Origin of the sequence: Variovorax sp. PMC12 (genome assembly GCF_003019815.1) — a bacterium.
GTDB lineage: Bacteria > Pseudomonadota > Gammaproteobacteria > Burkholderiales > Burkholderiaceae_C > Variovorax.
In genome coordinates, this window is sequence record NZ_CP027774.1 from 188,835 (window position 1) to 213,851 (window position 25,017).

Annotated in this window: 21 protein-coding genes and 1 pseudogene; 15 read left to right on the plus strand and 7 right to left on the minus strand. The window is 67.4% G+C overall.

All coding sequences use genetic code 11. The features are described 5' to 3' along the window. The first annotated feature begins 94 nt into the window (after positions 1-94). Together istA and istB are read left to right on the plus strand one after the other, a co-directional pair. Positions 95-1,649 (plus strand): annotated as a pseudogene (gene istA / locus C4F17_RS28375) (IS21 family transposase). Continuing rightward, complete coding sequence (gene istB / locus C4F17_RS28380) at positions 1,639-2,445, plus strand: IS21-like element helper ATPase IstB (protein ID WP_106937841.1); 807 nt, start codon at positions 1,639-1,641, stop codon at positions 2,443-2,445. Before istA ends, istB begins: the two are co-directional and overlap by 11 nt. A gap of 67 nt (positions 2,446-2,512) precedes the next feature. Here istB and C4F17_RS32995 read toward each other — a convergent pair whose 3' ends face one another. From C4F17_RS32995 to C4F17_RS28395, 3 genes are read right to left on the minus strand one after another with little or no spacing between them, the layout of a single operon-like run. Continuing rightward, positions 2,513-3,763 carry a hypothetical protein gene (locus C4F17_RS32995; RefSeq protein WP_159053759.1) on the minus strand — a complete coding sequence of 417 codons (1,251 nt, stop codon included), beginning with the start codon at positions 3,761-3,763 and terminating at the stop codon, positions 2,513-2,515. After that, a complete protein-coding gene (locus C4F17_RS28390) occupies positions 3,760-4,062 on the minus strand; it encodes a hypothetical protein (protein ID WP_106937843.1) in 303 nt (100 codons plus the stop codon). The genes C4F17_RS32995 and C4F17_RS28390 overlap by 4 nt, the downstream gene beginning before the upstream one ends. Then, positions 4,059-6,155 (minus strand): LysM peptidoglycan-binding domain-containing protein, encoded by a 2,097-nt coding sequence (locus C4F17_RS28395; RefSeq protein WP_159053760.1) that lies wholly within the window; start codon positions 6,153-6,155, stop codon positions 4,059-4,061. The genes C4F17_RS28390 and C4F17_RS28395 overlap by 4 nt, the downstream gene beginning before the upstream one ends. Between C4F17_RS28395 and C4F17_RS28400 the strand changes: the two genes are divergently transcribed. From C4F17_RS28400 to C4F17_RS28415, 4 genes are all read left to right on the plus strand, one after another. Next, positions 6,132-7,943, plus strand: a complete 1,812-nt coding sequence (locus tag C4F17_RS28400; RefSeq protein WP_159053761.1) for an ATP-binding protein — start codon at positions 6,132-6,134, stop codon at positions 7,941-7,943. The genes C4F17_RS28395 and C4F17_RS28400 overlap by 24 nt on opposite strands. Positions 7,944-8,068: 125 nt before the next feature. Beyond that, positions 8,069-8,890 (plus strand): alpha/beta fold hydrolase, encoded by an 822-nt coding sequence (locus C4F17_RS28405; protein ID WP_106937846.1) that lies wholly within the window; start codon positions 8,069-8,071, stop codon positions 8,888-8,890. A 224-nt stretch (positions 8,891-9,114) separates the two neighbouring features. Continuing rightward, positions 9,115-9,822: a VOC family protein gene (locus tag C4F17_RS28410; protein WP_159053762.1), complete on the plus strand. Its 708-nt coding sequence runs from the start codon at positions 9,115-9,117 to the stop codon at positions 9,820-9,822. Next, entirely contained in the window at positions 9,819-10,796 is a 978-nt protein-coding gene (locus C4F17_RS28415; RefSeq protein WP_106937848.1) for a Bug family tripartite tricarboxylate transporter substrate binding protein, read from the plus strand. Before C4F17_RS28410 ends, C4F17_RS28415 begins: the two co-directional genes overlap by 4 nt. A gap of 38 nt (positions 10,797-10,834) precedes the next feature. Here C4F17_RS28415 and C4F17_RS28420 read toward each other — a convergent pair whose 3' ends face one another. After that, the gene (locus tag C4F17_RS28420) at positions 10,835-12,184 is read right to left on the minus strand and encodes an amidohydrolase family protein (protein ID WP_106937849.1); all 1,350 of its coding nucleotides are present in this window, start codon (positions 12,182-12,184) and stop codon (positions 10,835-10,837) included. Positions 12,185-12,309: 125 nt separating this feature from the next. Between C4F17_RS28420 and C4F17_RS28425 the strand changes: the two genes are divergently transcribed. Continuing rightward, the gene (locus C4F17_RS28425) at positions 12,310-12,984 is read left to right on the plus strand and encodes a TetR/AcrR family transcriptional regulator (protein ID WP_106937850.1); all 675 of its coding nucleotides are present in this window, start codon (positions 12,310-12,312) and stop codon (positions 12,982-12,984) included. 36 nt (positions 12,985-13,020) lie between these two features. On the opposite strand, the gene C4F17_RS28430 is transcribed toward C4F17_RS28425, so the two are convergent. Both C4F17_RS28430 and C4F17_RS28435 read right to left on the minus strand, forming a co-directional pair. Beyond that, the gene (locus C4F17_RS28430; RefSeq protein ID WP_159053763.1) at positions 13,021-13,989 is read right to left on the minus strand and encodes a LysR family transcriptional regulator; all 969 of its coding nucleotides are present in this window, start codon (positions 13,987-13,989) and stop codon (positions 13,021-13,023) included. A gap of 73 nt (positions 13,990-14,062) precedes the next feature. After that, positions 14,063-15,043 carry a LysR family transcriptional regulator gene (locus C4F17_RS28435; RefSeq protein ID WP_106937852.1) on the minus strand — a complete coding sequence of 327 codons (981 nt, stop codon included), beginning with the start codon at positions 15,041-15,043 and terminating at the stop codon, positions 14,063-14,065. A 111-nt stretch (positions 15,044-15,154) separates the two neighbouring features. Here C4F17_RS28435 and C4F17_RS28440 point away from each other — a divergent pair, with 111 nt between their 5' ends. After that, on the plus strand, positions 15,155-16,375 hold the full coding sequence (locus C4F17_RS28440; protein ID WP_081270939.1) for an MFS transporter: 1,221 nt from the start codon (positions 15,155-15,157) through the stop codon (positions 16,373-16,375). 11 nt (positions 16,376-16,386) lie between these two features. Here C4F17_RS28440 and C4F17_RS28445 read toward each other — a convergent pair whose 3' ends face one another. Next, entirely contained in the window at positions 16,387-17,727 is a 1,341-nt protein-coding gene (locus C4F17_RS28445) for an MFS transporter (protein ID WP_159053764.1), read from the minus strand. A 412-nt stretch (positions 17,728-18,139) separates the two neighbouring features. Between C4F17_RS28445 and C4F17_RS28450 the strand changes: the two genes are divergently transcribed. Genes C4F17_RS28450 through C4F17_RS28480 form a run of 7 tightly spaced genes read left to right on the plus strand, consistent with a single transcriptional unit; the run spans position 18,140 to position 24,986 of the window. Next, entirely contained in the window at positions 18,140-19,390 is a 1,251-nt protein-coding gene (locus C4F17_RS28450; RefSeq protein ID WP_106937854.1) for an ABC transporter substrate-binding protein, read from the plus strand. Positions 19,391-19,423: 33 nt separating this feature from the next. After that, complete coding sequence (locus tag C4F17_RS28455; protein WP_081270942.1) at positions 19,424-20,284, plus strand: branched-chain amino acid ABC transporter permease; 861 nt, start codon at positions 19,424-19,426, stop codon at positions 20,282-20,284. Further along, positions 20,281-21,216: a branched-chain amino acid ABC transporter permease gene (locus C4F17_RS28460; RefSeq protein ID WP_106937855.1), complete on the plus strand. Its 936-nt coding sequence runs from the start codon at positions 20,281-20,283 to the stop codon at positions 21,214-21,216. The genes C4F17_RS28455 and C4F17_RS28460 overlap by 4 nt, the downstream gene beginning before the upstream one ends. Then, a complete protein-coding gene (locus C4F17_RS28465) occupies positions 21,213-21,953 on the plus strand; it encodes an ABC transporter ATP-binding protein (protein ID WP_106937856.1) in 741 nt (246 codons plus the stop codon). The genes C4F17_RS28460 and C4F17_RS28465 overlap by 4 nt, the downstream gene beginning before the upstream one ends. After that, positions 21,943-22,668, plus strand: a complete 726-nt coding sequence (locus C4F17_RS28470; protein ID WP_199852018.1) for an ABC transporter ATP-binding protein — start codon at positions 21,943-21,945, stop codon at positions 22,666-22,668. Before C4F17_RS28465 ends, C4F17_RS28470 begins: the two co-directional genes overlap by 11 nt. Before the next feature lie 40 nt (positions 22,669-22,708). Next, entirely contained in the window at positions 22,709-23,851 is a 1,143-nt protein-coding gene (locus C4F17_RS28475) for an amidohydrolase family protein (protein WP_081270946.1), read from the plus strand. 22 nt (positions 23,852-23,873) lie between these two features. Then, on the plus strand, positions 23,874-24,986 hold the full coding sequence (locus tag C4F17_RS28480) for an NADH:flavin oxidoreductase/NADH oxidase (RefSeq protein ID WP_106937858.1): 1,113 nt from the start codon (positions 23,874-23,876) through the stop codon (positions 24,984-24,986). Positions 24,987-25,017: the final 31 nt, after the last annotated feature.

Here is a 25,017-nt window from a genome sequence, read left to right on the forward strand (position 1 = left end):
ATCCAGAACTGACCCACTAAGCCCGGCGATTTCCATCCAAAACTGACCCACGTAGGAACCCTAACCTGCTGCTTTTAGCGGCAGGAGCACAGGAGTGATTGACGTGGCGACACTGAGTGTCATCAGACGTTGGGCATTGCGTGAGCAACTGTCCATCCGGGAGATAGCTCGACGCACGGGCCTGTCTCGCAACACCATCCGCAAGTACCTGCGCGACGGCGAAGCGACGCCCAGCTATGCGAAGCGGGTCAGCCCGAGCAAGCTCGACGCGTATGCCGAGAAGCTCGGCGCGTGGCTCAAGAGCGAGGCATCCAGGCCGCGCAAGCAGCGGCGCACCCTCAAGCAGATGCACGCCGACCTGGTCGCGCTCGGCTACCAAGCGCGTGGCCGCCTTCGCACGGGCGTGGCATGCGCGCCGTCACGAGGCTCAGCAGACCACCGGGCGAGGCACCTTCGTACCCTTGGTCTTCGGCCCGGGCGAGGCGTTCCAATTCGACTGGAGCGAGGACTGGGCGGTCATCGGCGGGGAGCGCACTAAGCTGCAGGTCGCGCACTTCAAGCTCAGCTACAGCCGTGCCTTCTTCGTGCGGGCGTACCCGCTGCAGACCCACGAGATGCTGTTCGACGCGCACAACCGCGCCTTCGAGGTGTTGGGCGGCGTGCTGCGACGCGGCATCTACGACAACATGAAGACAGCCGTGGATCGCGTGCGCCGAGGCAAGGAGCGCGACGTCAACGCACGCTTCAGCGCCATGGTCAGCCACTACCTGTTCGAGGCCGAGTTCTGCAACCCGGCTTCGGGCTGGGAGAAGGGTCAGGTGGAGAAGAACGTGCGCGATGCGCGTCACCGGTTGTGGCAGCCCGTGCCTGCGTTCGCGACGCTGCCGCTGCTCAACGACTGGCTCGAGCACCGCTGCAAGGCGCTGTGGAGCGAGATCGCCCACGGCAAGCTGCCCGGCACCCTGGCCGACGTGTGGGCCCAGGAGCGACCGCTGCTGATGCCCGTGCCTCGTCCCTTCGACGGCTTCGTCGAGCACACCAAGCGCGTCTCACCGACCTGTCTGGTGCACTTCGAGCGCAACCGCTACAGCGTGCCCGCGTCGTATGCGAACCGCCCGGTGAGCCTGCGGGTCTATGCGGACCGCCTGGTCGTGGCGGCCGAGGGGCAGCTCCTGTGCGAGCACACGCGGATCATCGACCGCCGCCACGACACGGCCGGCCAGACCGTCTACGACTGGCGTCACTACCTCGCGGTGCTGCAGCGCAAGCCCGGGACGCTCAGGAACGGCGCACCCTTCAGTGAGCTGCCGCAAGGCTTCCGACGGTTGCAGACCGTCCTGCTCAAGCAACCGGGTGGCGACCGGGAGATGGTGGAGATCCTCGCACTCGTCCTTCACCACGACGAGCAGGCCGTGCTGACCGCGGTCGAGCTGGCCCTGGAAGCCGGCGTAGCGAGCAAGACGCATGTGCTCAACGTGCTGCACCGGCTGCTCGATGGCAACCCGGTCGCACCCGCACCAGTCACCGCCCCTCAGGCGTTGCGCTTGGCGAACGAGCCCCAAGCCAACGTGTTGCGCTATGACTCCCTCAGAGGACGCGTGACTGCAGTCGATCCGATCATCATCCAGGAGGTGCGCCATGCGCCATGACCCCGCCAGTGCAGCCATCGTGATCATGCTGCGTGAACTCAAGATGCACGGCATGGCGCATGCCGTGGCCGAGCTTGCCGAGCAGGGCTCGCCGGCGTTCGAGGCCGCACAGCCAATGCTCTCGCAGTTGCTCAAGGCCGAGACGGCCGAACGCGAGGTGCGCTCGGTGGCCTACCAGTTGAAGCTGGCACGCTTCCCGGCCTACCGCGACCTCACAGGCTTCGACTTCGCGCACAGCGAGGTCAACGAAGCCTTGGTGCGGCAGTTGCACCGATGCGAGTTCATGGAGGACGCCCAGAACGTGGTGCTCGTCGGTGGCCCGGGCACGGGCAAGACCCACATCGCCACGGCGCTGGGTGTGCAGGCCATCGAGCATCACCACCGGCATGTGAGGTTCTTCTCCACGGTCGAACTGGTCAACGCGCTCGAGGAGGAGAAGGCCAGCGGCAACCCGGGGCACATCGCGCATCGGCTGATGTACGCGGACATGGTGATCCTCGACGAGCTCGGCTACCTACCGTTCAGCGCCTCGGGCGGGGCGCTGTTGTTCCATCTGCTCTCGAAGCTCTACGAGCGCACGAGCGTGGTGATCAGCACGAACCTGAGCTTCAGCGAGTGGGCCAGCGTGTTCGGCGATGCGAAGATGACGACGGCGCTACTGGACCGGCTCACGCATCATTGCCACATCCTGGAGACCGGCAACGACAGCTTCCGCTTCAAGCACAGCTCGGCTCAACCCGTTCAGGCAGACCAACCCAGAAAGAAGGAGAAGACCAAAAACTTATCCACACCGTGAGCCACAGGGCTCACAAAGAGGGTGGGTCAATATTGGATGGAAATGCCGGGTCAGGATTGCATGGAACTCAACAGTCCATCGTCCTGAGGTCAGAGAACACTTGGCTATAGGCAGCCGCATTGGCCTGCCTCGGAACGTTGTAGAACGCATCGTCTCCAAAGCGCACGATGGCTGCACCGCCGCGCGTGGTCTGTACCAAACTCGCGCCTTCGGGCAATGCCGTCAAAATGTCCTGACGGATCGCGTTACCACTATAGACACGAACAGCGGCTAAGGCCTCTGCGCCTGGAATGGCACCATTCAACGCCCCACGAGGCGCCATTCCAACAAACGCAACTTCATCAAGGAACCCTTGTGCGGCACGCGCTCCTGTCACTACGCCCGCGATCTCCAAGCCCGCCTGTGCTGAAGCACTCAGGAAGGCTGTTGGTCCAATGCCAATCTTGCTCTCCGAGTACGCCAAGACCGGATTGACGATATTGCCCTGCACCCACTGACCCACTGGCTGCATGGCTTGACCAAAGGCGCGCGCGCCCTCGCTCTTGAGTTCAGCGCCGAAGCGCTCCTTGAAACCTTCCTGTACAGCGACGGCCGCATCCACCGAGTCCAGCAGATACGGAATTGACGCAACGCCGCCGGCCAATCGAACGCCATAGTTGTAGGCTCCCTTCAGCACCATTTCAGTCGCACCAACGGCACCAACCCAGACTGCTCGACCGACGTTGCTCATCTGCTCGGCGTAGCTCATCGTTGGCTGGTCTGGTACTGGGCTTTGCGGGAACGAAAAGCCTCCACCAAGCGCACTTCCCCAATCAATCCCGCCATCATTTGGCTGCTGCCCATAAGGCGAAGGCAGATTTCCAGCGCTTGGCAGTTGAGCTACCCAGCTGTCGTATCCCTGCGGCGCAATCGCATCCGTCCGCGTGCCTTCTGCATTCCAGATGTAGTACGGCTGACCCAAATCATTGATACCGCCTGAGATCGGCCGCATCGGGCCATAGGTGCTCGTTGCACCTGCGCTTGCTAGACCCGCAGAGCGGGCCATCGCATCACCAGCGGCCATGCCGGCGTTGAGCATCGATGTGCCGAGAGAAACCTGTGGCAGTGGTGTCAAAGCAGGCCCGCCGCCGACTGGACTGTAATAGTCCTGCTCTGCGGACTGACCAGCCAGCGCCATCATCCTGTTTTCGTTATCGCTGCGCCAAGTGTCGTCGTAAGGATTTGTCTGGCGGCCGCCAGCGCTGCGGCCTTGCCCGTTGGCCGCCGCCAGACTGTCCCCCAGCGCATTGCCAAACACATTTGGCGCGCCAAAGCTCACAGGAACAATATTGCCGCCCAGCCCACTCCAAACATTGCGAAGAACGCGTATATAGAGCGGTAGAGAATAGGATTTTCAGCCAGCGAGACGGAAGAACCGTCTCTGACCTGAATTGGTTTCCGGTCGATATAACACTGCGCCAAGAACGAAAAATAAGCAATCGCCAAGCCGCCCTTGAATGTTCCCATCAGCTGAGGCATCTCAAAAAACCAAAGCCCCACCAGAGATAGTAGCGCGACTGTCGACGCGAGCAACCCGATTGCAAACACCGGGCGGCTAAGGACATGACCAAATTTCATGGCTTTCTCGCTCCAGTAATGGGCTGTGGATTAAGATTTCCCAACATGTCGCCGATAGTTCTGCTCGTATACGTGGTGGAGGTAGTCACCCCCACCCCAGCTGCTGCTCCGTATCCCACCCCAGGAATAATTCGCACTGGAATTCCTGCAGTTCCCCCGCTAATTTTTGCATTGTCGTCGATGGTGCCACCAAACCCTCCCGAGACACCCATGCCTGCATCCGCTTCAAAGTACCCCGCTGTCGACGTGCTCCAGCCTCTTGCAGGTGGCCCGTCAGAACGAGATATTCCGGGGGCAAGGCCAATACCAGCGTAGGCCCCAACCCCGACCATCCCATTGGCTTGAACTTGCCCGAAGAAAGATGTCCCGCGCAAGCTTCCATCTGTCGAAACACCGATTCCCGCTCCACCCCCGATGCCTACTGCGGGGACACCGAGCGGCGTCAATGGCACAAACACGGTCCCTGAGACACCAATCGAATATTGAGTTTCAGAGGAACCACCAGATAAAGGGACCTGTGGCGCATAAGGAGACGGCAGCGGGCCCATAGTCGACACCGGCGTGCCGGACGCCACGCCCCTCGGCACCTCGAAGGTCTGCGCAGAACTGCTCCAGTCGCCGTAACGAAGTCCTCGTGAATCGACCCCACCGCCGACCAACTGGGGTTCGGGGAACATCGACGGCATCGCTGAACTTCCATTGGACGACGCGGACGCTGGAGAAATGTCTGCCTGCGCCCGCATGCGCGCCAAACTTTCATCGCGCCATGTGTCGTCAAAGCTTTCAGGATTGGCACCCGAGGCGACTTGGCTGTACCCGCTGGCACTACCAGTCCCGGTGATACCTGCGCCAGAGCCCTGATACCCGTACGGATTGGCCGGGTCGATGCCTTGCCTCAGCGCGGCACCACCGCTGACGCTGCCTCTTGCCAGGCTGTCCCCGATGACATTGCCAAAAGCGTCTGATGCCAGCGTTGCCGCATTGGCCCTACCACCGCGCACCACCTGCCCCACCAAGCTACCGCCCAGCCCTGAAATCAAGCTCTTGCCCAAGTCGAACTGGACTCCCAACTGCCCAGGGTAGTAGTCCATGGCGGCATTCAGCCCCTGGCTGACCCCCGCACTTACCGCGCTGGCAGCCACCGACTTCCAACTGAACTTGTCCTGCAACCCGGTGACCACGGCGATGCCTTGAGTGGTCGCATTCGAGAGCGCCAGCGTGACGACCCTGCCCAGAAGAGGCGTGCTCCCGTTAGACACAGCGTTTTCCAAGCCGGTAGCGCCGATGCCGGCGCTGACGGCGCCTCCCAACGCCCCCAATGCCACGCCTTTCCAACTGAAGGAGTCCTGGGCTCCGATGGCGATCCCGACTGCTTGGCTCGCAATGGAACCTACGGCGCCGCCGATCGCACCTGCTGCCACGAGGGTACCCGTGCTTGCAGTCCCGACGGTAGCTCCCATCGCTGAAAGCGCTGCTCCTCCGGTATAGACCGCGACGACGACCGCCACCACCGCCACGATCACCTGACCGACCCCGCCGCAGCCCTTTTCATCCTGCGGCCGCGCCAGCATCGTTGGCGTATCGTTCGCAATCTTGCTAGGGTCGTAAGGCTTGAACGTGTTGACGTTGTTCGCGCTCGTCACCCGCGTGGGGATGGTGAGCACCTGGCCCGCGCGCAGATCCGCATTGCTCATCAGCCCGTTCGCATCCGCGATCAGGTACCAGAGGTTGCCGTCCCCATACGCGCCCTTGGCAATGCTTTGCAGGGTGTCGTTGACCTGCACCGCATACACGCCAGGGCTGCCCGCAGGATAGTTGCCGTCGATCGGCTGGTACCCGAAGCTGAAACTCACCTCGGGCTTGATCACATCGGCGCCCGGAATGAACGGATTGCCTTGGGGATAGCGCTGGTCGATCGTCTGCCCATAGCGCCCGAGCACCTCCCCGTTCACCACCATCTGGCGCTGGCCGTTGTAGGCGGTGTTCGGGTCGGTCGCGCTCGTATAGTCCGCGTACAGCACGGTGCCATTGGCATCGTTGACGAAGCGGTGCTGCGGCAGCAGGTTGTCGTGCGCATCAATCGTCCGCAACATGTGGCCGTTGACCAGGGCCGGCAGCGGCACCGCTCGCGCGTCACGGGCGAGCCGCTGGCCGACGTCTCGGACCGGCCGTACTTCCAGCATCAGCGCCAGGGCTCCGCGGACGGCCTGTTCATCAACGAGCCGGTCGTCACGCGCACCGACGGGCGCCCCGCCCTGGTGGTGTCACGCCGGCTCACGGCGCCGGGGGGTGGCTTCGACGGGGTCGTCACCGCCATCGTCACCTTGCAGGAACTGCAGGCCGCCTATTCGGCCCTGGCGCTGGGGGAAGGCAGCGCGCTGCTGCTCACGCTGGACGACGGCACGCTGGTGGTGCGCCAGCCGGAGGAGCCCGGCATGCCCAGCGGCCAGCGCTTTCCGGAACTCACGGCGCTGCGGGGCGCCCCGCTGATCGACCGCTCGGTGAGCCCCGTCGACGGCAGGGCCAAGCTGGTCGCCGCCGTGGGCCTGGGCAAGCGGCCGCTGACCCTGACCATCACGCGCGACGAACACCATGCGCTGCGCCCCTGGCACGACGAGATGCGAAGCGCCATCGTGCGCACGCTGCTGCTCGCGACGCTGGTGGTGCTCACGATCGCCGGGCTGTTGCGCCAACTGCGGCGCCTGGAAGCCGGCGAGGCCGAGAAGGCGGCACTGCAGGCGCGGCTGCAGAAGGCCCAGCGGCTGGAGTCGCTGGGCACGCTGGCCGGTGGCATCGCCCACGACTTCAACAACATCCTGGGCGCGATCCTCGGTTTCGGCGAGATGGCCCAGCAGCATGCCGAGCCCGGCAGCGACATGCGCCGCTACATCGACCGCGTGATGCAGGCCGGCGCGCGCGCGCGCGTTCTGGTGCGCCGCATTCTCGAGTTCAGCCGCAGCGGCGTGGCCGAGCGCCTGCCGGTGAACATCCAGGCCGTGGTGGAAGAGGCCCTGGCGATGCTGCGCCCGATATTGCCCGAGGCCATTCGCATCGACACGCGGCTGGAGGCCGGCACGGCCGCCGTGCTGGGCGACGGCACGCAACTGCACCAGGTGGTGATGAATCTGTGCACCAACGCCGCCCAGGCGCTGGGCGACGCCGGCAGCATCGCGGTCGGGCTGGATCGCGCCACCTCGAGCGTGGCGCAGCCGATGCTGCATGGCGAACTGGCTCCCGGCACCTATGTGCGGCTGGTGGTCGCCGACACCGGCGCAGGCATGCCGCCCGAGGTGCTGCAGCGCGCCTTCGATCCCTTCTTCACCACCAAGAAGCTGGGCGAAGGCACGGGCCTGGGGCTGTCGATGGTGCACGGCATCGTCACCGACCTGGGCGGCGCCATCGACATCGAGTCTGAGCCCGGCCACGGCACGCGCGTGACGGTGTGGCTGCCCGTGTGCGGCGAGTCCGAGGCGCCGCCCGCGCGCCCCGACCCGGCCTGGCCGCGCGGCAACGGGCAGGTCGTGATGGTGGTGGACGACGAGCGGCCGCTGGTCGAGCTGGCCGAGGAACTGCTGGCCGAGCTGGGCTACGAGCCGGTCGGCTTCGATTCGAGCGAACGCGCGCTGGAGGCCTTCCTGGCCGACCCGCAGCGCTTCGATGCGGTGCTCACCGACGAGATGCTCCCCGGCATGGCAGGCAGCGAGCTCGCCGCCAGGGTGCTCGCCCTGCGCCCCGGCCTGCCGGTGATCCTGGCCAGCGGCAATGTCGGTGCGGCGCTCGAGCAGCGTGCGCGCGACGCCGGCGTGGTCGCGCTGCTGCGCAAGCCGCTGGGGTTGCAGGAGCTCGCGGAAAGCCTGGCGCACGCGCTGGACGCACGCTGAAGGCGCGCGAGGGACTGAGAGCTTGCAGGGCGCATTACGGCTGAAACAGGCACACCGCCCGCTGCAATGCCCGCGCAACACGCGGCGTCGACAGTGAGGGCTCCATTCACCCACAGGAGTTCTTCATGAGCAGCATCACCACCACCGACGGCACCGAGATCTACTACAAGGACTGGGGCAGTGGCCAGCCCGTCGTGTTCAGCCACGGCTGGCCCTTGTCTTCCGACGCCTTCGAGGACCAGATGTTCGCGCTGGCCTCGCAAGGCTTTCGCTGCATCGCGCACGACCGCCGCGGCCACGGCCGTTCCAGCCAGCCCTGGCAGGGCAACGACATGGACACGTACGCCGACGACCTGGCCGAACTGGTGAAGAAGCTCGACCTCAGGGACGCCATTCACGTCGGCCACTCGACTGGCGGTGGCGAGGTCGCGCGCTACATCGGCCGCCACGGCACCGCGCGCGTGGCCAAGGCCGTGCTCATCGGCGCCGTGCCGCCGCTGATGGTCAAGACGCCCGCCAACCCGGGCGGCACACCGCTGGCGGCCTTCGACCAGATCCGCACCGCCGTGCTGGCCGACCGCTCGCAGTTCTGGAAGGACCTGAGCATGCCCTTCTACGGCTTCAACCGCGCGGGCGCCAAGGTGTCCGAAGGGGTGCGCGAATCGTTCTGGCAGCAGGGCATGGCCGCAGGCATGCCGGCCTCGTATTTCTGCGTGAAAGCTTTCTCGGAAACCGACCTCAGCGAGGACCTGAAGAAGTTCGATGTGCCGACCCTCATCCTCCACGGCGACGACGACCAGATCGTGCCCATCGCCGACTCGGCGCTGCTGTCGGCGAATCTGGTGAAGGGTGCGGTGCTGAAGGTCTACCAGGGCGCGCCGCACGGCATGTGCACCACGCGCAAGGACGACGTCAACAGCGATCTGCTGGCGTTCGCGCAGTGCTGAACGCGGCGCGAGGTGGCCGCAGGGGCATCCCGTCGCGGGCGCTGCCCCACGTCCTGGCAGCAGCTGCGGCGCGGCATGGATGACCTGCAATGTCATGAATACTGATAAATATTGTCCTTTCTAGACATGGTGAAGACGCCGAAGATTCGGTCGAACGCGTACCGGAGCTCTCCGGCGCAAGCACCCGCATCCAACGATCGCCGCCATTCTGGAAGGACCTCGAATTGATCCATTTCGACCATCTTTGCCTCGCAACGCCCAACGTCTACGAATCCACCTTCAGGCTCAGCCAGGAGACGGGCCTGGGCAACTACGACGGGGGCTTTTTTCCGCTCTACGGCGTCGGCCATCGCGTGGTGCCGTTGGCGCCGGACGTGTACATCGAGCTTGAAAGCATCGTGGACCAGCGGAAGCTGCGAGACGGCGTTCCCTTCACGGCCTTCATGGCGCGCCAGACGCAGGCGGGCGAACGCTTCATCGGCTGGTGCCTTCGCGCGGACACCCGCGAAGAACTCGACGCGTTCGCCGCGCACCATCGCACCACGGTGGACGAGCGCACGACCGGCAAGGACGCCGGGCGCCAGATGATGAACGGGACGCGCGGCTTCGCGCTGCAGACACCCAGCGCGCTCACGGCATGGCCGTCGGGCAAGCCCAACCTGTATTTCAAGCCCGACGCGGGCACGCATGCGGCGAGCCTGCCGGTCGTCCCGGGATCGGGTACCACCCACGGGCGCGGCATCGCGTGGATCGAGATCGGCGAGTCCGAGACGGCGCTGGCCGCCTGGCTGGGCGATGTGGCCTCGCCGCGCGGCTTTCCCTTCGAGATCCGCTACAACGGCGGCCCCGCGGGCTTCTACGCCGTCGGCGTGGACACGGACCAAGGCGTCAAGGAAATCCGGCGCGCCGCCGTGCAACTGGAGGCCCCATGAAGACGCTGCTTCGCGCCCGCGGCGTGCTGGCGCTGGCGGCGGCGCTGTTCGCGGCGGGCCTCGCACAGGCCCAGGTGGCCTACCCGAGCCGTCCCGTCTCGATCGTCATCGGCTACCCGGCGGGCGGCAGCGTCGACGCCGTGGGGCGCGCCGTGGCCGATGGCCTCGCCAGGCAGCTCGCCGCCCCCGTCGTGGTCGAGAACCTGGGCGGCGCCGCCGGGGCCATCGGCGTGCAGCGCGTTGTCAACGCCGCGCCCGACGGCCACACGCTGGTCTTCGGCTCCAGCAGCGAATTCGTCGCCACGCAGCTGCTCAATCCGGCCCAGAAATACGACGCCTCGAAAGACCTGGTGCCCGTGGGCTACGTGGGTGCCATTCCGCTGGTGCTGGTCGCATCCACGCAAAGCGGCGTGAAGACGCTCGAGCAGTTCGTCTCGGCCGTGAAGGCGAACCCGGGCAAGTACAGCTACGGGACCTCGGGCATCGGCTCGATGCTGCACTTCTCGGGCGAGCTTGTGAAGAAGCAGGCAGGGCTGTCGATCACGCACATTCCCTATCGCGGTGCGAGCAACATCGGCAGCGACCTGGCCGGCGGCTCGATCGAGTTCGCATTCCTCGGGCCCGGGGCCGCCAAGCCCTTCATCGACAGCGGTCGCATCGTGCCGGTCGCGGTGACCAGCGCGCAGCGCATCGCCCTGCTGCCCGCCGTGCCCGCGCTGGGCGAGCATCCCGCGCTCAAGGGCTACGACCTGGTGGCCTGGTATGCACTGATGGCGCCGCGCAAGACACCGCCGGACATCGTCGCCAAGCTCCAGGCCGCCTTGAAGGACACCTTGCGCGAACCGGCCGTGCGCCAGCGCCTGGAGCTGATCGGCGTCGTGGTCGGCCGCGGCGACGAGAACCTTGCGCAGATCATGACGAAAGACGCGGGCCAGTATCGGCGCATCGTCGAGTTCGCGGGCATGCGCCAGTAGGACGCGGGCCTCGCGCGGCTCGAGCCCCGCGCCACGCTTCAAGCGCCGTTGCGCGCAGCAGCGAAGATGGCCGCCCTCGACTGCGAGACCCTCTGCGCGGTGCGGCCCGCGTCATGGTTCAGCAGCCGCCCGCCGGACAGCAGCGCCTGTCCGTCCACGAACACCGTGTCGATCTCCCGCGCGCTGGTCTGCAGCAGGAGGTGGGCGCACAGATCGTCCGCGATCGAGTCGCCGAACAGGCCCTTTCGAACGAGCACGATGTCCGCGCGCTTGCCTGCCTTGAGCGAGCCGATCCGGTCGGCCATGCCCAGGACCTGCGCACAGCCGATGGTCGCGCGGCGGATCAGGTCGGCGGGCCGCAGCAGGGGCATGCCGGGACGCACAGCAGGCCTCCGGCCGGTGACTTCCTCGCGGGCACGCGCCGTCAGGCCGTCGATGAAACCCTGCACGGCGTACATCACGCGCAGCTGCATCAAGGGGTCCGACGCCACGTGGCATGGGACGTCGCAGCCGAACACCACCGGCACACCGTGCTCGGCGGCGCGTCGCACCACGTCGGCGGGCGTGCCCTGCACGTCCGCCGAAGGCGTGAAGCACAGCGGCATCGCGCTGCGCGCCATGCGCCGCAGCTCCTCGTCGGTGAGCAGGTTGCCGTGGATGCCCAGCAGATCGGGCCCCAGCAGGCCCTGATCGTCCAGCGCCGCGACGTCGCCCCGGGCGTTCAGGTGAATGCAGCTCGCAGCGCCCAGCGCGCGAGCGAACGCAAGCTGGCCGGCCACGTTCGCCGTCCCGATCGATTCGATGCCGAAGTTCACCGTGGTGCGGCTGCCCGGATCGTCGAAGCGCTCGAACACCCGCCGCGCATCCGCGAAGCGCGCGGCCTCGCTGTCGAAGGCGTCGGGCAATTCGCTCATGAACGAGTAGGTGAAGACGTGCCGGATGCCGGACTCGCGCAGCCCCTCGATCGCAGCGTCGGCATAGCCGGGCGCGCGGATGTTGTGGCAGTAGTCGACCACCGTCGTCGTGCCATAGGAAAGCATCTCGTGGCCGCCGACACAGCCTGAATTGAAGTTGTCGACCGGCTGAAAGTAACGTCGCAGCGGCAACAGCCGGGTGAAGTAGTTGCCCGTCCACAGGTCGGGCACATAGCCGCGAAGCACCGTCTGCCATATGCAGTTGTGCGCATCGATGAGGCCCGGCAGCGCGATCATGCCGCTCGCGTCCACCACCGCCGCGCCCTCGCAGCTCGGCCCATGGCTGGACGCGATGTCCGGCGCGACCCGCACGATGGCGCCGTTGTCGATCAGGATGTCGCATCCCCGGATCTCGCCGCACGCATCTTCCATGGTGATGACGTCGGCGTTGCGGATCAAGGTCCTCTGGTTCATGGGATCATTTCCGTCGCGTGGCGCTCGCCTTGACGCGTCAGGCGCCTTTGTTTATCGTCCGATCACTTTGAAGCGGGCGAGCTAATTTGTCAATCGATCAATAAACCAGGGACATCCCGACCCACATGGCCACCAGCAAGCCCCCCGGGGTCCAAGACAGCGCGGCGCCGCCGGCGCGAAGGCGCCTCGCGCCAGAGGACCGCGAACACCAGATCGTGCAGGCGGCGACCGCGTTCTTCGCGCGCAAGGGCTTCGATGCCAGCACCCGCGAACTGGCCGGCGAGCTCGGCATCACGCAGCCCCTGCTCTACCGCTACTTTCCCACCAAGGAGGCGCTGGTCGACCGCGTCTACGAGGACGTGTTCGTGCGGCGCTGGAACCCGGAATGGGAAGAATGGCTGGCGGACCGCTCGGTGCCGCTGCCCGAGCGGCTCAAGCGCTACCTGAAGGACTACGCGCGCTTCGTGCTGCGCGGGGAATGGGTGCGCATCTTCATCTACGCGGGCCTCAGCCGCGGCGGCATCAACCAGAAATACCTCGCGCGCCTGCGCGAGCGGCACTTCGTGGTGATTGCCCGCGAGCTGCGTCACAGCCACGGCATTCCCGAACCGCGCAACGCCCAGGAAGAAGACGAGGAGGTCGAGCTCGTCTGGGCCATGCATTCGAGCGTCTTCTACATCGGCGTGCGCAAGTGGATCTACGAATTGCCCACGCCCAGGAATCTCGAGCGGCTCATCGACATGCGTGTCGATGCCTTCATTGCCGGCGTGCCGGTGGTGCTGAAGGCGCAACGGTCCTGAGCGTGACTGCAGGCCGTGCGGCCGCGCACCGCGCGCTCAGCGTTTGGAGGCACGGCCTCGCGCGCCCTCGCCGCGCCCGCGCACCGGCCGCGCCACGCTGTGCTTCGGCGGCGCCGCGCGGCGCACGCGCGCAGGGTGCGGCACGTGCGGCAGCGCATCGAGAAAGCGCTGCGCCGCGGGCGACACGGCCTCCGGCCGCCAGACGATCCGGTACTCGGTCTGCATCTCCAGCAGCGGCAGCGGCCGCGCGACGATCATTTCGCCGGCGAACTGCACCAGGCTTTCCTGCGCCGCGCACAGCCCGAACTCGTTGGCCACCAGCGCGAGCGCCGAGACGATGTCGCCCGCCACGCAAGCCACGCGCGGCTCGAATCCCAGCCGGCGGCAGGCCGTCATGAATTTCGCGCGCAGCGAGGGCCCGCTGCGTTCGGGCGTCACCACCCACTGGGCGTCGACGAGCATCTGCAAGGGGATATCGGCCACCGCGACGAGCGGGTGCCGCTTGGGCATGAGCAGCACGTAGTTCTCGGTGCTGTACAGGCGCGACGCCAGCGAGGGATCGGTCACCTCCTGCGTCTGCACGGCGAAGTCGAGCCGGCCGCGGCGCAGTGCCTCGAGCTGCTGAAGCTCCTCCGCGCCCTCGAACTGGAAGGCGATTGAGGGATGGGCGAGCTGCACCTGCCGCGCCGTGCCGGGGATGATGCCGTTGTAGAGCGCGCCGGCCATGTGGCCGATCACCACCGTGCCGCCGATGCCGTCGGCCCTGCGCTGCAGGTCGCGCATCAGGGTCTCGTTGCTTCGCAGCAGCTCGCGCGCATTCGCCAGCAGCTCGCGACCGGCGTTGTTCAGGCGCAGCGAGCGGCCCACCCGTTCGAACAGCGCGAAGCCCACGCGCGCCTCGAGCTGCAGGATGGTGCGGCTCAGGGGCGACGCCGAAATGTGCAGGGCCTCGGCCGCACGGGAGATGCTTTCGTGCTCGGCCACGCTGACGAATTGGCGGAGCATCCGAAGTTCGATCAGATGCATAGGGGTGGTCTTGGGGCGGTCCAGCGGGAAGGCCGAATTCTAGGCACAGGTCTCATGTTCCGCCCGTGGCGGGGGTGATGGGAGCGACGGGTGCGGCGGTGTCCAGCGCCACGGGCACCGACTGGCGAACGAGCTCGAGGAACTGGCGCAGCTTGGCGGGATAGAAGCGTGCGGGCGGGTATGTGAGAAACACGGGCAGCGGCGGCGCCTGCCAGTCGGGCACCACCTCGACGAGCTCGCCGCGCGCCAGGTCGTCCTTGAAGAGCCAGCTGGACCCGACGCACACGCCCAGGCCGTTGAGTGCCGCGCTGCGCAGCGCGAACAGGCTGTCGGTGATCATGCGCGGGGCGATCGCCAGCTGCTGCCGCTCGCCGGTGGACGTGTGCACCAGCATCAGCTCATTGCGGTAGAAGGTGCGCAGCGCCAGCCAGGGCCAGTCCGCCAGCATGCCGGCGTGCGTGGGGGTGGGCCGCCCGGCCAGCACGCTCGGGGCCGCCACTGCGATGCGCGGGACTTCGGAGAGCTTGCGCGCCACCACCATCGGATCAGTCACCTCCCCGACATGGATGGCGCAATCGACGCCCTCGGCAACGAAGTCGGGCTGCCTGTCGTGGAGCAGCCATTCCACGGACACCCGCGGGTAGCGGCGCAGGTATTCGGCCAGCGGACGCACCAGCAGCGCCTGTCCGAAGGCGTGCGGCACGACCACGCGCAAAGTCCCTTCGGGTTCGTTGTCGACGCCGCGCATTTCGGCGTCGAACGCATGCCAGTCGGCCAACATCGCCTTGGCCCGCTCGAAACACCGCTCGCCGTCTTCGGTGAGTTTCATCGCGTGGGTCGACCGCTGCAGCAGCTTCACGCCGAGCCAGAGTTCCAGGGCCTGCAGCCGGCGGCTCACCGTCGGCTGGGTCGAGCCCAGCTGCACGGCCGCCGCGGAAAGGCTGCCAGCCTGCACGATGTGGACGAAGGTCTGCAGCAGCTCCACGCGGTCGCTGCTGGAAGCGGTGATGTGATCGGGCCGCGTGGATGCCATGAATCCCTCTTCTATACGGCGCGCGAATAAACGTTGTTCGCTCCACGATGCTACCAATCGCCTGCAAGCGGCGTCAGACTTGCTGCATCGAAACGTTTAAGGGTTAACACCATGTCCCATATTCAAGATGTGCATGCATCGGCCGCTCCGGGGGTCCGGCCGGCCGAACCGGCAGGACTCGCGCCCTCGCTCACCTGGATGCTGGCGGCCGGCGCCGGCCTGTCGGTGGCGTCGCTCTACTACAGCCAACCCATGCTGGGCGTGCTGGGCGCGGACATCGGCGCCTCGACGCAGGCCGTGGGCCTGCTGCCGACGCTCACCCAGTTCGGCTACGCGATGGGCATCCTGCTGCTGGCGCCGCTGGGCGACCGCCGCGACAGGCGCACCATCATCCTGATCAAGGCCGCCGTGCTCTGCGCCGCGCTGTTCATGGCCGCGCTCTCGCCTTCCATCTCCACGCTCTTCGTCGCCAGCCTGGTGATCGGCCTGGCCGCCACGATGGCGCAGGACATCGTGCCGGCAGCGGCCACGCTCGCGCCGGAAACGCATCGCGGCAAGGTCGTCGGCACGGTCATGACAGGGCTGCTGTCCGGCATCCTGCTCTCGCGCGTGGTCAGCGGGTTCGTCGCCGAGCACTGGGGATGGCGCGCGATGTTCGCGGTGGCCGGCGTGAGCATCGCCGTGGTCGGCCTGGTCGCCTGGAACCGGCTTCCGCGCTTCAAGGCGACCACGCACCTGTCGTACCTCGCCCTGCTGCGCTCGCTCGGCGCGCTGTGGCACCGGCATGCCGAACTGCGTCGTGCGACCTGGTCGCAAGGCCTGCTGTCCGTCGGGTTCAGCGCCTTCTGGTCGACCTTGGCAGTCATGCTGCACGCGGCGCCCTTCAACCTCGGCGCCGCAGCAGCGGGCGCTTTCGGCCTGGCGGGTGCCGCCGGCGCGCTGATCGCACCGGTGGCAGGGCGCGTCGCGGACCGCCGCGGTCCGGCACTCGTCACCCGGCTGGGCGCAGCGCTGGTCGTCGGGTCGTTCGCGGTCATGGGACTGTCGTTGTTCATGGCGCCGGGTGCGCAGCTCTGGGTGCTCGTCGCGAGCACCGTCGGCTTCGACCTCGGCATCCAGGCCGTGTTGATCGCCCACCAGTCGATCGTCTACGGCATCGATCCCGGCGCACGGAGCCGGCTCAACGCGGTGCTGTTCACCGGCATGTTCATCGGCATGGCCATCGGATCCGCGCTGGCGGCGGTGCTGTTCGCGCATTTCGGGTGGATGGCGGTCACGGCCCTGGCCACGGCCTCCGCACTCGCGGCCCTCGTCCTGCGCATGGCGCGCTGAGGGCTCGCATGTCAGGCCCGCTCGATGCGCACGGCGGCGCGCCGGTCGCTGGCGCCCAGCAACCCCGCGCGCCGCATCCCGCGACTCGCGACAAAGACCAGCGCGGCGCCCAGCAGTGCCGCGATGGCGAGGAACAGCAGCCCCGCGTCGTAGGAACCCGTGCGGTCCTTGAGGTAGCCGATGAAGTAGGGGCTGAACATGGAGCCGACGATGCCGAAGGAGTTGACGTAGGCGAAGACGACGGCCGCCGTCTTGCCCCTGACACCGATCGCGGTCAGCTGCCAGATGCAGATCGGGCCGCTGACCAGGCCGGCCGTCAGCAGCGACAGGCCGAGGATCGACGCGTAGAGATTGCGCACGCTCACAAGGACGGCAATGCCCACCGCGGCCGTGACGAAAGAGGCAATCGCGTGCCAGACGCGTTCGTTCGTCTTGTCGGAGTGCGCGACCCAGAACCAGTACAGCGTCATCCCGATGATGCTCGGTATGGCGGACAGCAAGCCGACCTGCACGGTCGACAGCGTGGTGCCGAAGAGGCGCCCGAATTCCTGCACGATCTGCGGCGTGAAGATCAGGCTTGCGTAGAAGCCCATCTGCGCCGTCGCATAGGCGAGCGACAGCAGGACGAGGTGCGGTTGCAGCAGCGTTGCGCGCAAGGGCTTGTCGGCATGCGCAGACACGGCGACGCCATCGGACTCCCTGGCCGCGATGACCTCGCGCTTTTCCGCGTCCGTGAGCCAGTCCGCATCTTCGGGCCTGGAGGTCAGGTAGCGGGCGGAGTAAAAGCCCAGCAGCACGGGCAGCAGACCCTCGACGAACAGCATGATCCGCCAGCCCGAGAAGCCCATGAGGCCGTCAGCGTACTGCACGATGGCCGCCGACATCGGCGTGCCGACGATCACCGCCCAGGGCAGGACCAGGATCACGAGCATGCGCCCGCGCATGCTCGGCGGAAACCACAGTGCCAGGCAATAGATCAGCCCCGGGAAAAGTCCCGCCTCCGCGAAGCCCAGGAGCATGCGCACCGCGACGAGTTGCCAGCCGTTCTGCACGAAGGCGGTGCAGGCCGAGATCAGCCCCCAGGTGACCATGATCCGCGTGAGCCAGACGCGCGCGCCGATCCTGTGCAGGATGATGTTGCTGGGAATCTCCAGCAGCAGGTAGCCGATGAAGAACAGGCCGGCGGCCAGGCCGAAGACCTGCTGGGAGATGCCCAGCTCCGCATTCATGCGCAGGGCGGCCGTGCCGATGTTGATGCGGTCCAGGTAGGCCATGGTGTACATCAGCATCAGGATCGGGACGATGCGCCGGATCACCTTTCGCTGGACGGACGCGGAAAGAGTAGCAGTCATTTCGTAAGCCAATAACGTCGGGAAGTTGGCGAGCGAGGCTCGCATTCGAGGTCCGCCGGTCCTGTCCGAAGCGCGGCGTTGATCAAATGATCAATGTCACCTTGACGTCCGAAAAGGACAATATTTCTCTGCATGTCGGACTTTCCAGGTCTGATCAGAGCGCCCTCCGAATCCGGGCACATCCGTGCGCGCTGAGCCTCCGCTCCCTAGGCACAGCCACGCGGCGCAAGCTATCGACCGATCACCAAGGAAGCGCGGACCACGCACCGCCGATCCGGGAAAACCCGTCCTCTCCCGCCTCGATTCGGTCTTGCCGCGGCGCTTTCCAGCGAATACTATTGATCAATCGATCATTAACAAGACGCTGACGATCGACACCGGACGAGTTCCACCCCCACAGATCGGAGACACCATGACCATCGACCGCAGGCGCTTCATCGCCACCGCCGCCACTGCCGGCGCCACGCTCGGCCTGCCCGTGCTGGCGCGCGCCCAGGGCGCAGCCGAACCCTTGCGCCTGGGGCTGCTGACGGCCAAGACCGGCCCGTTCGCCTCGGGCGGCCTCGACATGGAGCGCGGGCTGCAGGCCTACCTCGCCGCCAACGGGCAGATGCTGGGCGGGCGCAAGGTCGAGCTGATCGTCGCCGACACCGGCGGCGTGCCGTCGACGGCACGCACCAAGACACAGGAACTCGTCGAGCGCGAACGCGCGCAGGTGTTGATGGGCCCGCTGGCCGCGTTCGAGGCGCTGGCCACCGACGACTACATGCGCGCCCGCAAGATCCCGGTGTTCCCGGTGGCCGCGGCCGAAGACATGACGCAGCGCAAGGCCAGCCCCTGGCTGTTTCGTGCAAGCTCGACGTCGGCGCAATGCGCCCATCCGCTGGCCGACTACTGCGCGAAGAAGCTCAAGTACAAGCGCATGGTGCTCGTGGCGGACGACATCGCGTACGGACACGAGATGACCGCGGGTTTTCAGCGGGTCTTCGAGGAGGCGGGCGGCAAGGTCGTGCAGAAGCTCTTCCCGCCCCTGACCGCGCCCGACTACGGCACCTTCCTCGCGCAGCTCAGCCGCGAGGCCGACGCGGTGTTCCTCGGCTTCGCCGGCTCCAACGGGTTTCGCTTCATCCGGCAGTTCAACGAGTACGGCCTGCGGGGCAAGCTTGCGCTGGTCGGCGGCATGACCGCACTCGACGAGGCCGTGCTTCGCAACATGGGCGACGAGGCCCTGGGCATCGTCACGGTGAACTGGTACTCGGCCGAACTCGCCAACCCGGTCAACGCTGCGTTCGTCGCGTCCTTCCGCAAGGCCTACAGCTACGACCCCGGTTTCTATGCGGCCTGCACACACGTCAGCGCCTCGGTGCTCGATGCGGCACTGGCGCCCATGAAGGGCAAGGCCTTCGACAAGGAGCAGCTGCGCGCGTCGCTGCAGCAGACCCAGGCGATGACGGCACGCGGCCCGGTGAAGTTCGACAGCTACGGCAACGTGGTGGGCAACGTCTATGTGCGAAAGGTCGAGCGCAAGGAAGGCCGGCTGGTCAACAGCATCGTCGATACCTACGACAACGTGAGCCAGTTCTGGACCTACGACCCGAAGAAGTTCCTGGCCGAACCGGTCTATTCGCGCGACTGGCCGCCTGCGCGCAATCTGGTCGGCTGAACGCGCCGAAGCACCCAGCGTACCGGCAGAACCATGCAATTCTGGTTGACCCAAACACTCAACAGCCTCGCCCTCGGCGGCCTGCTGCTGTTGCTCTCGTCGGGCTTCGCGCTCATCTTCGGATTGATGCGCATCGCCAATCTCACCCACGGCGCACTGTTCATGATGGGCGCCTACGTCGCGGCCCAGGTGGCGCGCGCAGGCTGGGGGTTCGCCGCCGCGGTGGTGGCCGCGGCGCTCGCCACCGCGGCCATCGGCGGCCTCATCGAGCGGCTGGTGCTGCGCCGCCTGACCGGCAATTCGCAGGCGCAGGTGCTTGCCACGCTGGGGCTGTCGTTCATCGCGGCGGACCTGTGCCTGGTGCTGTGGGGCGGCGACCCGATACCGGTCGCGCCGCCCTCCCTGCTGGCAGGGCCCGCCAGTGTCCTCGGCTTCAGCTTTCCGAGCTACCGGCTGGCGGTCATCGTCGTCGCGGTCATTGCGGCGGCCGTGCTGTTCCTGCTGCTCGAGCGCACCCGGCTGGGCGCGCGCATCCGCGCCGGCGTCGACGACATGCCGATGGCGCGCGCCGTGGGCATCCGGGCCTCGGCGCTCTTCACGAGCGTGTTCTGCCTCGGCGCGGCGCTTGCCGGACTGGGCGGGGCCGTGGGCGGACCAATGCTCTCGGCCTATCCGGGCCTGGACGCGGACATGCTGCCGCTGGCGTTGATCGTCGTCATCCTGGGCGGCGTCGGCAGCCTCGTGGGCACCTTCATCGCGAGCTTCATCATCGGGTTCATCTACACCTTCGGCACCGCGCTGGTTCCCGACCTGGCGTATGTGATCCTCTTCCTGCCGATGATCGTCGTGCTGGCCTTCCGCCCTGCCGGCCTGCTGGGGAGTGCACGCGCATGAAGAAGCTTGCATGTCTCCTGCTGCTGGCACTGCTGGCGCTGCTGCCGGCGGTGCTCGGCGAGTACTACGTCAACCTCGGCAGCCAGATCCTGATCGCCGTGATCTTCGCCACCAGCCTCAACCTGCTGGTCGGCTATGCCGGCCTCACCTCGCTGGGTCATGCGGCCTACCTCGGCCTGTCGGCGTACATCGCCGGCTGGCTGGCGCTGCACCTCGGCCTCGGGCATGCCATGGCGGCACCGCTCACGCTGCTGGCCACCACCGCCATCGGCGGCGTGTTCGGCTGGATCGCGCTGCGCGCCTCGGGCCTGAGTTTCCTGATGCTGACCCTGGCGCTGTCGCAGGTCGTCTGGGGCGTGGCCTACCGGTGGACCGCCGTCACCAACGGCGACAACGGACTGTCCGGCCTCACGCGCCCCATGCCGTTGGGCATCGACATGGAGAACAGCAACGCCTACTACTGGTTCGTTCTCCTGATCACGGCCCTGGTGCTGGTGGTGGTCGCACGCCTGGTCGACTCTCCCTTCGGCGCGTCGCTGCGCGGCACGCGGGACCAGGCGCGGCGCATGAGCTCGCTCGGATACAACGTCTGGGCGATCCGCTGGTGCGCCTTCGTGGGGGCCAGCTTCCTGGGCGCGGTGGCCGGCCTGCTGTACGTCTACTTCCACAAGTACGTGCATCCCAGCGTGCTGTCGGTCACCGCCTCGGCGGAGGTGCTGCTCAGCGTGATCGCGGGCGGCGCGGGCACGCTGGCCGGACCGGCCATCGGGGCGCTGCTGGTCGTGCTGCTGAAGAACTATGCCTCGGGCTATGTCGAGCGCTGGAACATGCTGCTGGGCGCGGTGTTCGTCTTCATCGTGCTGGTGATGCCGCACGGCATCGTGCCCGGGGTGCGCGCGCTGTTTGCCCGAGCCAAGGGAGACCGCGCATGACCGCCGCGCTCGAAGTCCGGGGACTGAAGAAGTCCTTCGGCGGCATTGCCGTGACCCAGAACGTCTCGCTGACCATGCAGCCGGGCGAGCGGCGGCTGATCATCGGACCCAACGGCGCGGGCAAGACCACGCTGTTCGGGTTGATCGCCGGCGAGATCCGGCCCGACGCGGGCTCGATCCGCATCTTCGGCACCGACGTGACACGCCTGCCGGTGCCGGCGCGCGCGCGTTGCGGGCTGTCGCGCACCTACCAGATCATCACGCTGTTTCCCAGGGACACGCTCGCGCACAACGTGGTGCTGGGCTTGCTGGCACCGATGGCACTGCGGCACAACGCGGCCGTCGACCTGTCGAAGCGCACCGACCTGCACGACCACGCGGTCGAACTGCTCGAAGGCGTGGGCCTCGGGGCCAAGGCGCTGCAGCGGGCATGCGACGTGTCGTACGGCGAGCAGCGCCGGGTCGAGCTCGCCCTGGGCCTGGCGCAGCGCCCGCGCCTGCTGCTGCTCGACGAGCCGCTGGCGGGCCTTTCGCAGGACGAGCGCACCGTGGTGCAACGGCTCATCGCGAAGGTGTCGCGCGAGACCGCCATCCTGATGATCGAGCACGACATGGATGTCGCGCTCGAGTTCGCCGAACAGATCACCGTGCTGCACTACGGGCAGGTGATCGTCGAAGGGGACCGCCAGACGGTCGTGAACCATCCGAGAACCAAGGAGATCTATCTTGGTCACTGAAGCATTGCACGTGAACAAGCTCGACGTGTGCTACGGGCAGAGCCAGGTGGTGCACGGGCTGTCCCTGTCGCTGGGCGAAGGCCGGGTGCTGGCGCTGCTGGGGCGCAACGGCGCCGGCAAGAGCACGTCGCTGAACGCCTTCGCGGGGCTGCTGTCGCCGCGGGCCGGGACCATCCGGCTCGGCGGCATGGCCGTGGAGCGCATGTCGCCCGAAGGCATCGCGCGCGCCGGCATGCGGCTGGTGCCCCAGGGGCGGCGGATCTTTCCGAGCCTCACGGTGCTCGAGAACCTGCAGGTTGCGCAACAGGCCGCCCCGCGCGCCACGCCGTGCGCGCAGGCCTGGACGCTCGAGCGTGTATACGCCACCTTCGCCCGCCTGCGGGAGCGCTCGCGCCAGCGGGCGGGCACCCTGTCGGGCGGCGAGCAGCAGATGCTCGCGATCGGCCGCGCGCTGATGGGCAACCCCCGCGTGCTCCTGCTCGACGAGCCCTCCGAAGGGCTGGCGCCCATGATCGTCGCGGAGGTGGCGCAGGCCATCAAGACGCTGAAAGCCGACCGGCTCTCGATCGTGCTGGTGGAGCAGAACTTCCACCTGGCGCTCGACGTCGCCGACGACGTGGTCGTGCTCAACACCGGCCGAGTCGTGCACGCCGGCACGGCCGAGGCGGTGCGGGCCGAGCCGACGCTGGCCACGCGCCACCTCGGCGTGTTCTGAATTTCTCACACCTCTTTCTTCGCTATCCACGGAACACCCCATGCTCTACACCTGTTCGCCCCATTGCACCGACCCGACCCATGCGCACGGTGCCACCAACGCGCCGAGGCGTCGCGCGTCGGCGCTCTCCGCGCCGCGCGCGGCCAGTGCCTCCACGCCCGCGCGCGGCCAGCGCAACCCGGTGGTCGATGTCCATTGCCACTACCTCAACCCCGACGTGGTGAAGGCCAGCGCAGACCTCGACGTCGGCGCGCACGACCCCAGCGTGATCTACGCCAACGAGCTGACGCGGCAGACGAACGTCGCACAGATGCGCGACCGCGCCCCCAAGCTCACGGGCATCGACCAGCGGCTCGAAGACATGGACCGCATGGGCATCGACATCCAGGCGGTCAGCCCGGCACCGTTCCACTACTTCTACTTTGCGCCGCCCGAGCGCGGCGCCAAACTGGCCCGCCAGGTGAACGAGGGCATCGCCGCGCTGGTGGCCGCCACGCCCGAGCGCTTCGTCGGCCTCGGTTCGGTGCCCCTGCAGAATGCCGAGCTCGCGATCCAGGAGCTGGACCACGCCGTCGGCACCCTCGGCCTGCGCGGCATCGAGATCAACACCAACGTGAACGGACGCAACCTCACGGACGCGTCGCTCGGCCTGGAACCCTTCTTCGCGCGCGCCGACCAGCTCGGCGCCGTGCTGTTCCTGCACCCTGTCGGGTACTCCGACGGTGCGCGGCTGACCAACCACTACTTCAACAACGTCATCGGCAACCCACTGGACACCACGGTGGCCGTGAGCCATCTGATCTTCGACGGGGTGGTGGCCCGCTATCCGAACATCAAGTTCATCGCGGCGCACGGCGGCGGCTACGTGGCGCACTACTGGGCGCGCATGGACCACGCATGGCGCGCGCGCCCCGACTGCCGCACCGTGATCGACCGGGCGCCGTCGAGCTACCTCAAGACCTTCTACGTCGACACGATGGTCTTCGACCCCGAGATGCTGCGGCACCTGGTCGACACCTTCGGCGCCGACCGCGTCCTCATGGGCACCGACTACCCCTACGACATGGGCGAGGAGCATCCGCGCGAACTCATCGCGCAGGTGAAGGACCTGAGTGCCGACGAGGTCGCCCGCATCGAGGGGCTGAATGCGGTGAAGCTGCTGAACATCACGCCAGTGCGTTGAGCACCCCGCGGAGCACACCCCCATGTCCCCTCTGTTCGAAGCGCTGCGCATCGGCGATGTGCATTTCCCCAACCGCATCGTCGTCTCGCCGATGTGCCAGTACTCGGCCATCGACGGCATGGCGAACACCTGGCATCTGCAGCACCTGATGCAGCTCGCCATGTCGGGCGCCGGCCTGGTCATGGTCGAAGCCACGGCGGTCGAAGCGCGCGGGCGCATCACCCACGGCTGCCTCGGCCTGTACAGCGACGAGGCGGAAGCGGCGTTGGGCCGGGTGCTGGATGCGGCACGCGCCGTGTCGGCGCCGGGCACGCGCTTCGGCATTCAGCTCGGGCATGCGGGCCGCAAGGGGTCGGCCCATGCGCCGTGGGAAGGCGGCGGGCCGCTGCGGCCGACGACCTCGCAGGCGCTCCCGTGGCAGTGCGCCGCACCGTCCGCCGTGCCCTTCGCCGAAGGATGGGACACGCCGCAGGCGCTCGACGAGGCGGGCATCGACCGCCTCGTCGAGGCCTATGCCGACGCCGCGCGGCGGGCCGTGCGGCTGGGCTTCGACGTCATCGAGCTCCACTGTGCCCACGGCTACCTGCTGCACCAGTTCCAGTCGCCGCTGTCCAACCGCCGCAGCGACGCGCGGGGCGCCGATCAGGCGGGTCGTGACCGCCTGGCGCTGCGCATCGCACAGCGGCTGCGCAGTCTTGCACCGGCGGGCCGCGTGCTCGGCGCGCGCATCACCGGCACAGACTGGGATGCGGGCGGGCTCGGCATCGACGATGCCGTGCGCCTCGCGCAGTCGCTGCAGGCCATCGGCTTCGGCTACGTGTGCGTCTCCAGCGGCTTCGTGGTGCCGGGCGCGCGCATTCCGTTCGGCCCGGGCTTCCAGGTGGGGCTGGCCCACGAGGTGCGCAAGCGCACCGGGATCGTCACGCGGGCGGTCGGCGGCATCGCCGAGCCCGCCCAGGCCGCCGCGATCATCGCGCAGGGCCAGGCCGACCAGGTCGCCCTGGCACGCCCCTTCCTGGCCGACCCGCGCTGGGTATGGCGCGCGGCGGAGACGCTGGGTGTCGAACCCTTCTATCCGCCGCCCTACCGGCGCGCGGCCGGCTTGCGCAAGCCGCCGGCGATGCCTGCGGCTTGACGCATGCCCGCTCCTTCCAACGCTCGAGTCC

What these genes read in the sequence shown, in the direction of transcription:
- istB (WP_106937841.1), top strand. Translation starts at nt 1,639, where the DNA reads ATGCGCCATGACCCCGCCAGTGCAGCCATCGTGATCATGCTGCGTGAA.
- C4F17_RS28390 (WP_106937843.1), bottom strand. Translation starts at nt 4,062, where the DNA reads ATGAAATTTGGTCATGTCCTTAGCCGCCCGGTGTTTGCAATCGGGTTG.
- C4F17_RS28395 (WP_159053760.1), bottom strand. Translation starts at nt 6,155, where the DNA reads ATGTTGCGGACGATTGATGCGCACGACAACCTGCTGCCGCAGCACCGC.
- C4F17_RS28405 (WP_106937846.1), top strand. Translation starts at nt 8,069, where the DNA reads ATGAGCAGCATCACCACCACCGACGGCACCGAGATCTACTACAAGGAC.
- C4F17_RS28415 (WP_106937848.1), top strand. Translation starts at nt 9,819, where the DNA reads ATGAAGACGCTGCTTCGCGCCCGCGGCGTGCTGGCGCTGGCGGCGGCG.
- C4F17_RS28420 (WP_106937849.1), bottom strand. Translation starts at nt 12,184, where the DNA reads ATGAACCAGAGGACCTTGATCCGCAACGCCGACGTCATCACCATGGAA.
- C4F17_RS28425 (WP_106937850.1), top strand. Translation starts at nt 12,310, where the DNA reads ATGGCCACCAGCAAGCCCCCCGGGGTCCAAGACAGCGCGGCGCCGCCG.
- C4F17_RS28430 (WP_159053763.1), bottom strand. Translation starts at nt 13,989, where the DNA reads ATGCTCCGCCAATTCGTCAGCGTGGCCGAGCACGAAAGCATCTCCCGT.
- C4F17_RS28435 (WP_106937852.1), bottom strand. Translation starts at nt 15,043, where the DNA reads ATGGCATCCACGCGGCCCGATCACATCACCGCTTCCAGCAGCGACCGC.
- C4F17_RS28440 (WP_081270939.1), top strand. Translation starts at nt 15,155, where the DNA reads ATGTCCCATATTCAAGATGTGCATGCATCGGCCGCTCCGGGGGTCCGG.
- C4F17_RS28445 (WP_159053764.1), bottom strand. Translation starts at nt 17,727, where the DNA reads ATGACTGCTACTCTTTCCGCGTCCGTCCAGCGAAAGGTGATCCGGCGC.
- C4F17_RS28450 (WP_106937854.1), top strand. Translation starts at nt 18,140, where the DNA reads ATGACCATCGACCGCAGGCGCTTCATCGCCACCGCCGCCACTGCCGGC.
- C4F17_RS28455 (WP_081270942.1), top strand. Translation starts at nt 19,424, where the DNA reads ATGCAATTCTGGTTGACCCAAACACTCAACAGCCTCGCCCTCGGCGGC.
- C4F17_RS28460 (WP_106937855.1), top strand. Translation starts at nt 20,281, where the DNA reads ATGAAGAAGCTTGCATGTCTCCTGCTGCTGGCACTGCTGGCGCTGCTG.
- C4F17_RS28465 (WP_106937856.1), top strand. Translation starts at nt 21,213, where the DNA reads ATGACCGCCGCGCTCGAAGTCCGGGGACTGAAGAAGTCCTTCGGCGGC.
- C4F17_RS28475 (WP_081270946.1), top strand. Translation starts at nt 22,709, where the DNA reads ATGCTCTACACCTGTTCGCCCCATTGCACCGACCCGACCCATGCGCAC.
- C4F17_RS28480 (WP_106937858.1), top strand. Translation starts at nt 23,874, where the DNA reads ATGTCCCCTCTGTTCGAAGCGCTGCGCATCGGCGATGTGCATTTCCCC.